Below are 7,797 nucleotides of genomic sequence, written 5' to 3'. Positions count from 1 at the left end.
TGTCCAACTATAGCTTGTATCCTACTAAAGTGGGTGGATATTTTATGCCCTAAATTTATTTAGGACGCTATTGATTTAATGTCTATGAAGTGATGAAGTACGACACTCATAGTATTGAGATTTGAGATGTTAGTTATTAGACTTTTGTTATTGTATGTTCTTTTTTATTCATTGGTTTATTGTTTTATGAATAATGTATTCATGAATCCTTTGGATTTGGCTTGATACAAAAACATTTGAGATGTTTGCTATTATTATGTTCATTTTATTAATTACTTTTTTCTTGATAAAAAAGTAATCAAAAAATGAAGGCTTCAATTCTGGACGGTCAATCTTCATTTCGCTTCACTAAAATGTTTAAATCACTCCTTTCAGTCGGTAAACATTTTTACGTTTCACTTAACGGATTGACATTCGTCTGCGAATTTTTATGCCAGGTTATTGCTCTTAATTTTTAGCGTTTATTAGTGAATGATTTGTTGTAGTGTTCGTTCAATAACTTTTCGACATCAGACATTTTGTAGTAGATTTTGTTGCCTACTTGACAGAATGAAACCTTTCCTTCATTTCTCCACGTTTGAGCAGTTCGTTTTGAGATTTTCATTAGCATTAGAAACTCTTGGTTATCCATAAATGTTTCTTGTTTAGCTGCTAATGCTTTGTTTAATTTTTTAGTGATTTCCTCTAATTGGAATACGATCGCATCGTATTGATCCTTTGTTAAAATGATTGCTTCCATTTTCTAATTTGTTTAAGATTATGAAACAAATGAAGTACAGAAAAAAAAGTCCGTTAGTCCTGAAATGGTCTTGTCAGGACCATATCTTTTTGAATGGCTGATAGATAAAGACTTTTGATTTTTGAGGTTGAACGTATGAACAGGACTTTTTGGACCAAACAAAATCCTAACTGGGATAGTTAGGATTGCGAATATTATAGTAATTTATCTACATCAATTCGTTTTGCGTTATTCGGTCGTTTTTCTTCTCTTGATGGAGTGAGTATGGTTTTGACCGTTTCAATACTTACTTTATTTCCGTCTTTGTCTACAAAAGAATAAACAATCATTTTAGAAATCTCGTTTACATTTCCATCTAAATAATTTTTACCATTAATAAACAACTCTCTGTTTAATTGGTAAAATATGTCTACCAACTGATTGACCTTTCCATTGAATTGTAGTTTGTTGTAATTGCATTTTTCTTCTTTAACCACTTGTAATTCTTCCGTTAATGTTCTGATGTGTTGTAAGTGGTCAATTTTTTTGTTGCATTGCTCTGAATATTCTGGAAGCTTTGGATTGATAAAATGAATGTTAGCTTGTTCGTATTCGTATTTCTCATCAGTTAAGAAAAAGATCTGATCGCAATAATCCTCCATCTGTTCCAAATTTTTCTGCGTTTTATAAAAAGAAAAATATCGTTCTTCTGAATCTGCATTGATGTATCTTGGTGCAGGTCTTTCTTCGTCTTTAATCTCTATTGGTTTATATAAACCTAATCGAATTATTTCTTATGAAGTATAAATTTTCATTAAACGAGTTTTATTTCTTCCTTTTTCAAACAGAAATTCATTTACTGAAACTAACTTTTCAAACTTATTAATCCAATGTAGCTTATCTTTTGCATATAAAAGTTGATGTTTGATAAAATCAGCAATTTCAGAATGAGAAATCTCAAATATTTTGTCAATTAATGCTTGACAATACCCGTCATTTGTAAGAGGTTGCACCTCTATAATATCAAATTCTTTCGACTTTACATTGTGTAAAGCAACTTGTGTAAACTCTTTGAATTGTACAGTTTCTTTTATCAAATACTTCATCATAAATTAAGTTTTAGCAATTAACCTTTTATAGTGTAATTTGATGTAAATTAATGCATTACAAAGATAAAATGTGTCGTTAAAGATATTTAAAACTTCCTTATTCGATGTATTGCTCTATTCTTTATAATATATGCTTTTCAACCACAAACTAGCTTTTACTAAAAGGATTAATACAGGAACTTCGACTAGCGGACCAATAACTCCTACAAAAGCTTGTGGCGAGTGAATACCAAATATCGCAATAGAAACTGCAATGGCCAATTCGAAGTTATTACCTGTTGCTGTAAATGAAATAGATGCATTTTTATCATAAGGAACCTTCATTGCTTTATTGATAAAGAAACTGATGAAGAACATCAGTGCAAAATAGATCACTAATGGGATTGCTACTTTGATTACGTCTAAAGGTAATTCAAGTATTTTATCTCCTTTTAAACTAAACATTACCACAATAGTAAATAATAATGCATAGAGTGTTATGGGAGAAATTTTGGGCACGAATACACGATTGTACCATTCTATACCTTTCTTTTTAATTAGCGTGTATCTCGTGATAAAACCTATTAAAAATGGAATACCTAAATAGATCAATACACTTTGGGTTACTTCTATCATTGAAACCGAAACATTAAAATTAGCTAAACCTAATTTACTTGGCAATACATTGATAAATAACCAGACTAGAAAGCTATAACTCAATACTTGGAAAATACTATTTAATGCTACTAACATCGCTGTGTATTCTCGATTTGCTTTGGCTAAATCACTCCATACAATAACCATTGCAATACATCTAGCTAATCCAATAAGAATTAATCCAGACATATAATCTGGTTCGTCGTGAAGAAATAGTACCGCTAAGCCAAACATTAAAACCGTTCCGATTACCCAATTTTGGATTAAAGATATTCCGATTACTTTTTTATTTTTAAATACCTGTGGTAACAGAGAATAATCTACTTTGGCTAATGGCGGAAACATCATTATTATCAATCCTAAAGCTAAAGGAATATTGGTTGTGCCAATGCTCATACGCTCTAGTAAAACAGACATATTTGGAAAGATATAGCCAATTGTAACACCTAGAAGCATTGCGATAAAAATCCATAAGGTTAGGTATCTATCAAGGAATTTTAGTTTTGGTTGCATCGTTTATTTAGTGATTTGTGAAAATATGTACATCATTTCAGTTGCGATTTGTAAACTGCGTTGTTTGTAAACTTCTGTTTGATTGGTAGTACCATCCGATATTTTAGGATCTTCGTAAGTTATTGGAATTCGTTTTTCTGCACCTGCAATGAAAGGGCAACCTTCATCTGCTTGGGAACAAGTCATTATTGCTGCAAAATTTGATACAGGATTGAATGGATCATCATACTTCTTAGAAAAACCGATAACTGGTGAACTATTTTCATCATATTTTATCGCATAAATAGGATTATTACTATCTGCAATTTTTAGGATTTGAAAGCCTTGATTTTCTAATGTTTCTGCTACTTTAGGAAACAAAGCCGTTTTTTCTGTACCACCTGAATAACAATTGATATTTGATATATTATAATAAGCAGCAGCGAATTGTGCCCATATCTGTGCTAAATGACTTCTGCGTGAATTGTGTGTACAAATGAAATTGAGATTTATTGTCTGCTTATCATTGACTTTCTCTTGAATGTAAAAAACTAAAGGTTGTAAAACTACTTTTCTGTCTTCACAAATTTCTTGATTCAGAACATCATTCTGAATAGTGTTAAATAATTGTTTTTGCATTGGTTTAAAATTGAATAATTAAGTAGCCTAGTATGGAACCCAATAATACAATGAAAGCACTATTGATTTTTTTGAATTGAAAAACTATTACAGCACTAATCAACGCAATAACAATAGTTCTCCAATCGGTAATAGTTTCTTTCCCCATAACTATACATACTGATAGGATAATTGCTACAGACGCTACATTGACCCCATTTAAAAACGTACTAAATGAATCATTGTTTCTTATAAACTTCATTAAAGGATGTATCAAGGCAACCAAAATAAATGAGGGTAGAAAAATGGCTAAAGTAGATACAATAGCACCCGAAAGTCCGTTGATTTGATATCCAATAAAAGTTACAGATGAAAAAACAGGTCCTGGAGTAAATTGTCCAACTGCAATTGCGTCCATCAGTTGAATTCGCGTGAGTAATCCTTTATCTACCAACTCGGTATCTAAGAAAGCAAACAAAACGTAGCCACTTCCGTATAAAATTGATCCTATTTTTAAAAATGTCCAAAATAAGGATTGGTTTATCGTCGACAGAAACGATCCATTAAATAAAGGAAATAAAGCTAAAGGAACAAAGCTTTTCATGGAGTGGAGTTGGCGAAATTTTTTTACTAAAAGCATAAAAAAGCCAGCTCCAACTAATAAAAAAATTTCATTGATACCTAAAAGTGATAAGACTAATACAGCAATTGCTAAAACACCTAGGTAAACATTCTTTATCGCTTTTAAAAACAATGGATAAACGGCACCCATTATAATTGCAATAATGGCAGGTTTTATTCCATATAAAAAAGGTGAAAATTCTGGGATTTGTCCGTACTTCTGATAAAAATAGGCGAAAATTCCGGTAATCAAAACTGCTGGAAATATGAAACATAGTCCGGCAACTAATAGACCTTTCCATCCACCTTTATCATAACCGATATGAATTGCCATTTCAGTGCTATTAGGCCCAGGAATGAGGTTGGTAGCACCTAATAAATCTAAAAAATGCTGATCACTCATCCATTGCCGTTTCGCGACCACTTCTCTTTGCATCATAGCAATATGAGCTGCAGGGCCACCAAATCCAATTACACCGAGTTTAAAAAATAATTTCGCAATTTCCTTAATTTGTATCTTTTGATCCATATTGATTTTTATAGACAAAAATATAATATTAGCAACATCCAAAATTAGGTGTGCAACAAGAAGATTTTACTTCTTTCACTCTAAATTTGTTTTCAGTTGCAACGGGAATACCGCAAGCATCTTCCGCTAAACAAGCTGTTTTTTTATTTTTTAAAATGAAATGTTTTCCATTAAATTCAAGATCGTATTTACCAATGGTAGTTGATTGATATTCTACTTCCACTTCGGCATCTTCAATGCCTAATTTGTTTTCAGACAAACGAATAATATTTAATAATTTTCTTGGTTTTAAACGATGTTCGTAATCGTCTGCATTCCATAATTGGAAGTTCACCACTTTTTCATTTCTAATCACTCCACCACAATCAATAAATTTCTTTGTGATTTCTCCCACTTCTGTAACGTGGAAATGCTCTGGCACGAAAGTACCATCCTCTAATTGAAATTCAACATTTTGTAATGTTGGTAAGATTTCTTTGATTTCTGAAAGTTTCATCTTCTTAATATTATTATTTATTAATCGTAATATTACGATGTTTTATTTTAAAAAAATGCCTTAACAGCATTTCTCTATTTTTACATTTTGATTGAAAAAGTTAGAAAACTCATTTTGAATTGAAGCCCAAACCTTTTCATCTATACAATAACACACTGATTTCCCTTCGATGGAACCTTGAATAATTCCTATACTTTTCAATTCTTTTAAATGTTGAGAAATCGTGGCTTGTGCTAAACCTAATTCATCCACCAAATCCGTACAGATACACGCATTTTGCTTGATAATATGCTGAATAATAGCCACACGAGCAGGATGTCCTAATACTTTGAATAAAGTAGCTAGTTTATTTTGTTCGTCTGTAAATATTTCTGATTTAGTTGTTCCCATTATTGATTTATTATCATTGCAATATTACGATATAATTATTGAATACTAAAAAATTTAATGTTATTTATTTAATGTATTGCTCAACGGCTTTATCCAATTCTTTGTTTACGATTTTGGCATAAAAAAAATTCTGTTAAGTTTTACAACCCAACAGAATTCTATCTTATTTATATCTTAAAAATTGATTATTTAATCGTAATGAAAACGGCACTTTGCTATTAATATCTGACCATCTTCGTACTTGTAAATTAAACGATGTTCTTCATCTATTCTACGTGACCAAAACCCTGAATATTTATGTTTTAATGGCTCTGGTTTCCCTATACCAGTAAAAGGAGTACGTGAAATATCTTTCAATAAATCATTGATACGTTTTACTTTTTTCTTATCGGTTTTTTGCCAAAATAAATAATCTTCCCAAGATTCATCTACGAAAATATATTTCATCTATTCCTCGATTAATTCTCTTTCAAAAGATTGGTTACTTTTTAATTTTTCAATGGCAGCATCTAATCTTGATTCATTGATACGAGAAGATAATTCGTGATTTGTAGCCATTAAAGAATTGTACTCTTCTAATGACATTACCACAATACCTGAATCTTTCCCTCTGTTGATGATTAAGGTTTCAAAATTCTTCGAAACTCTATCTAAGTAAGATTTAATATCTTTTCTGAAATCTGAAACACTTGCTATTATCATAATCTTGTATTTTATTATGTACAAATATATGTACAATATTTTGATTTTCAAAATCTATCTTCTTACATCATTTTAAAATAAACATTTACTATTCAATGAATTGCTCTACTGCTTTGTCTAATTCTTCGTTTACGATTTTAGCATAAATTTGAGTTGTTCCAATATCAGAGTGATCTAAAAGTTTTGATACATACTCAATACGCATACCGTTAGCTAAGGCTTGGGTTGCAAATGTATGTCGGCTTAAATGAAAAGATAATGAGAATGGAAATTCTAATTCTTTGCCCATTCTACGCAATTTCTGACCACATAAAACATTTTTGCTACCGATTACTTTTAGTTGGTATTCGTTGGATTGTTCGAAGAAATTAGCTTCTGAAATGATTGGAAAAATAAAATCATCTGGTTCGGAAGTTTCTTTTTTGTATTTGTTTAAAATCTCTAAAGCAGATTGACCTACCTTGAATTGATGTGAACGTTTAGTTTTACGGATGTTTAATCTGATACGTTGTTCGTTTTCATCGTAGTTTTTCCATTGTAAGGTAACGACATAACTAAAACGTAATCCTCCGGCATAACAACTAAAAATAAACATATCTCTGAAGTAGGTATCTGTTTGACCAAATGAACTCTTGTGGTTTTTTAGCTGCTCGATTTGTTCTTTGTTTAAAAACAGTCTTGTACTCTTGTCTTTTTTGATTCGTACACTTGCAAATGGGTAAGTATTTAAACTGATGACTTCTTCACGAATGGCATCTTTAAACATTATGGCTAAAATTGAACATTTGTATTAAAACTAACATTATTAGTAATTTATGAACAAATTGAAATAACTGTAAGAAAGCTTCTTTACCAAAAAGGACGCAAGTTTAACAAATTGTGGAATGCCAAGGTATTTTTTCGTTTAAATCATGACCTAAAAATAAACGAATATCCAAACAGTTATTGCAATAGCGAATCAATGCTCTGTTGCTATTAATATTATTTAGATAACTGTCCATTCAAATCTTGAAAGAGACAATTAGATTATGAAATAAAACAAATTTCTACAATTAAAAACATGATAGCTTTGAAATTTCATATAGAAAACTTGCTGAAAAGGCGAGAGTCAATTTAGCGTAATGAGCGTAAAAATGGCTTACTGTTCGCGCAATCTTCCTCTCGTAAACCCAAAATAGTAACTCAAAAAGCGTGCTTTTCTCGTCAAAAACCTCGTATCTCACTTCTCACATCTAAAATTCTCAAAAAATATTTCCCATCGTACCAGCAACTTAAGGGAAGAATGTAAATTAATTGTAAAATGAGTTTGGAAGTTCGGAAAAATGGGTTGTATATTTGCAACCGCAATACGAAAGAAGAGTAGTGTTGTAATTGAAATAAGGACTTATATAGCGACAAAATTTATTTAAAAATAAATTTGTGAGTTTAGAAATAAGTTTTACCTTTGCCATCCGATTCCGAAAGGGGTTTGAGAGTGAAAGTAAGA

General features: G+C 30.9%; 12 protein-coding genes. All 12 read right to left on the bottom strand.

The window, feature by feature from the left end:
• Positions 1 to 454: 454 nt before the first annotated feature.
• The gene (locus HXZ69_RS14820; protein ID WP_286496426.1) at positions 455 to 739 is read right to left on the bottom strand and encodes a helix-turn-helix domain-containing protein; all 285 of its coding nucleotides are present in this window, start codon (positions 737 to 739) and stop codon (positions 455 to 457) included.
• 194 nt (positions 740 to 933) lie between these two features.
• Positions 934 to 1,380, bottom strand: coding sequence for a hypothetical protein (locus HXZ69_RS14815; RefSeq protein ID WP_286496425.1), 447 nt, complete (start codon positions 1,378 to 1,380; stop codon positions 934 to 936).
• Between the two features lie 132 nt (positions 1,381 to 1,512).
• Complete coding sequence (locus HXZ69_RS14810; RefSeq protein WP_286496423.1) at positions 1,513 to 1,827, bottom strand: hypothetical protein; 315 nt, start codon at positions 1,825 to 1,827, stop codon at positions 1,513 to 1,515.
• A gap of 114 nt (positions 1,828 to 1,941) precedes the next feature.
• Positions 1,942 to 2,976, bottom strand: coding sequence for an ACR3 family arsenite efflux transporter (gene arsB, locus HXZ69_RS14805; protein WP_286496421.1), 1,035 nt, complete (start codon positions 2,974 to 2,976; stop codon positions 1,942 to 1,944).
• A gap of 3 nt (positions 2,977 to 2,979) precedes the next feature.
• Positions 2,980 to 3,594 carry an arsenate-mycothiol transferase ArsC gene (locus HXZ69_RS14800; protein ID WP_286496420.1) on the bottom strand — a complete coding sequence of 205 codons (615 nt, stop codon included), beginning with the start codon at positions 3,592 to 3,594 and terminating at the stop codon, positions 2,980 to 2,982.
• 4 nt (positions 3,595 to 3,598) lie between these two features.
• Positions 3,599 to 4,723 (bottom strand): chromate efflux transporter, encoded by a 1,125-nt coding sequence (chrA, locus tag HXZ69_RS14795; protein ID WP_286496419.1) that lies wholly within the window; start codon positions 4,721 to 4,723, stop codon positions 3,599 to 3,601.
• A gap of 28 nt (positions 4,724 to 4,751) precedes the next feature.
• Positions 4,752 to 5,219: a DUF6428 family protein gene (locus tag HXZ69_RS14790; RefSeq protein ID WP_286496418.1), complete on the bottom strand. Its 468-nt coding sequence runs from the start codon at positions 5,217 to 5,219 to the stop codon at positions 4,752 to 4,754.
• Positions 5,220 to 5,279: 60 nt separating this feature from the next.
• Complete coding sequence (locus tag HXZ69_RS14785; RefSeq protein WP_114999208.1) at positions 5,280 to 5,609, bottom strand: ArsR/SmtB family transcription factor; 330 nt, start codon at positions 5,607 to 5,609, stop codon at positions 5,280 to 5,282.
• Between the two features lie 189 nt (positions 5,610 to 5,798).
• Positions 5,799 to 6,056 (bottom strand): Txe/YoeB family addiction module toxin, encoded by a 258-nt coding sequence (locus HXZ69_RS14780; RefSeq protein WP_114999210.1) that lies wholly within the window; start codon positions 6,054 to 6,056, stop codon positions 5,799 to 5,801.
• A complete protein-coding gene (locus HXZ69_RS14775) occupies positions 6,057 to 6,311 on the bottom strand; it encodes a type II toxin-antitoxin system Phd/YefM family antitoxin (RefSeq protein WP_068599366.1) in 255 nt (84 codons plus the stop codon). It abuts the gene before it with no gap.
• Positions 6,312 to 6,399: 88 nt separating this feature from the next.
• Entirely contained in the window at positions 6,400 to 7,077 is a 678-nt protein-coding gene (locus tag HXZ69_RS14770; protein WP_286496415.1) for a tyrosine-type recombinase/integrase, read from the bottom strand.
• A 103-nt stretch (positions 7,078 to 7,180) separates the two neighbouring features.
• Positions 7,181 to 7,312 (bottom strand): transposase, encoded by a 132-nt coding sequence (locus HXZ69_RS14765; RefSeq protein WP_286496414.1) that lies wholly within the window; start codon positions 7,310 to 7,312, stop codon positions 7,181 to 7,183.
• Positions 7,313 to 7,797 lie beyond the last annotated feature (485 nt).

The organism is Empedobacter sp. R132-2, assembly GCF_030324375.1.
In the GTDB taxonomy this organism is placed as follows: domain Bacteria; phylum Bacteroidota; class Bacteroidia; order Flavobacteriales; family Weeksellaceae; genus Empedobacter; species Empedobacter falsenii_B.
Note: the sequence above shows the minus strand (reverse complement) of the source record. Positions and strands in the feature narration are given on the sequence as shown.

Bases quoted from the DNA above. Each gene is read 5' to 3' on its own strand.
- HXZ69_RS14820 (WP_286496426.1), bottom strand. From the start codon at position 739: ATGGAAGCAATCATTTTAACAAAGGATCAATACGATGCGATCGTATTC.
- HXZ69_RS14815 (WP_286496425.1), bottom strand. From the start codon at position 1,380: ATGGAGGATTATTGCGATCAGATCTTTTTCTTAACTGATGAGAAATAC.
- HXZ69_RS14810 (WP_286496423.1), bottom strand. From the start codon at position 1,827: ATGATGAAGTATTTGATAAAAGAAACTGTACAATTCAAAGAGTTTACA.
- arsB (WP_286496421.1), bottom strand. From the start codon at position 2,976: ATGCAACCAAAACTAAAATTCCTTGATAGATACCTAACCTTATGGATT.
- HXZ69_RS14800 (WP_286496420.1), bottom strand. From the start codon at position 3,594: ATGCAAAAACAATTATTTAACACTATTCAGAATGATGTTCTGAATCAA.
- chrA (WP_286496419.1), bottom strand. From the start codon at position 4,723: ATGGATCAAAAGATACAAATTAAGGAAATTGCGAAATTATTTTTTAAA.
- HXZ69_RS14790 (WP_286496418.1), bottom strand. From the start codon at position 5,219: ATGAAACTTTCAGAAATCAAAGAAATCTTACCAACATTACAAAATGTT.
- HXZ69_RS14785 (WP_114999208.1), bottom strand. From the start codon at position 5,609: ATGGGAACAACTAAATCAGAAATATTTACAGACGAACAAAATAAACTA.
- HXZ69_RS14780 (WP_114999210.1), bottom strand. From the start codon at position 6,056: ATGAAATATATTTTCGTAGATGAATCTTGGGAAGATTATTTATTTTGG.
- HXZ69_RS14775 (WP_068599366.1), bottom strand. From the start codon at position 6,311: ATGATAATAGCAAGTGTTTCAGATTTCAGAAAAGATATTAAATCTTAC.
- HXZ69_RS14770 (WP_286496415.1), bottom strand. From the start codon at position 7,077: ATGTTTAAAGATGCCATTCGTGAAGAAGTCATCAGTTTAAATACTTAC.
- HXZ69_RS14765 (WP_286496414.1), bottom strand. From the start codon at position 7,312: ATGGACAGTTATCTAAATAATATTAATAGCAACAGAGCATTGATTCGC.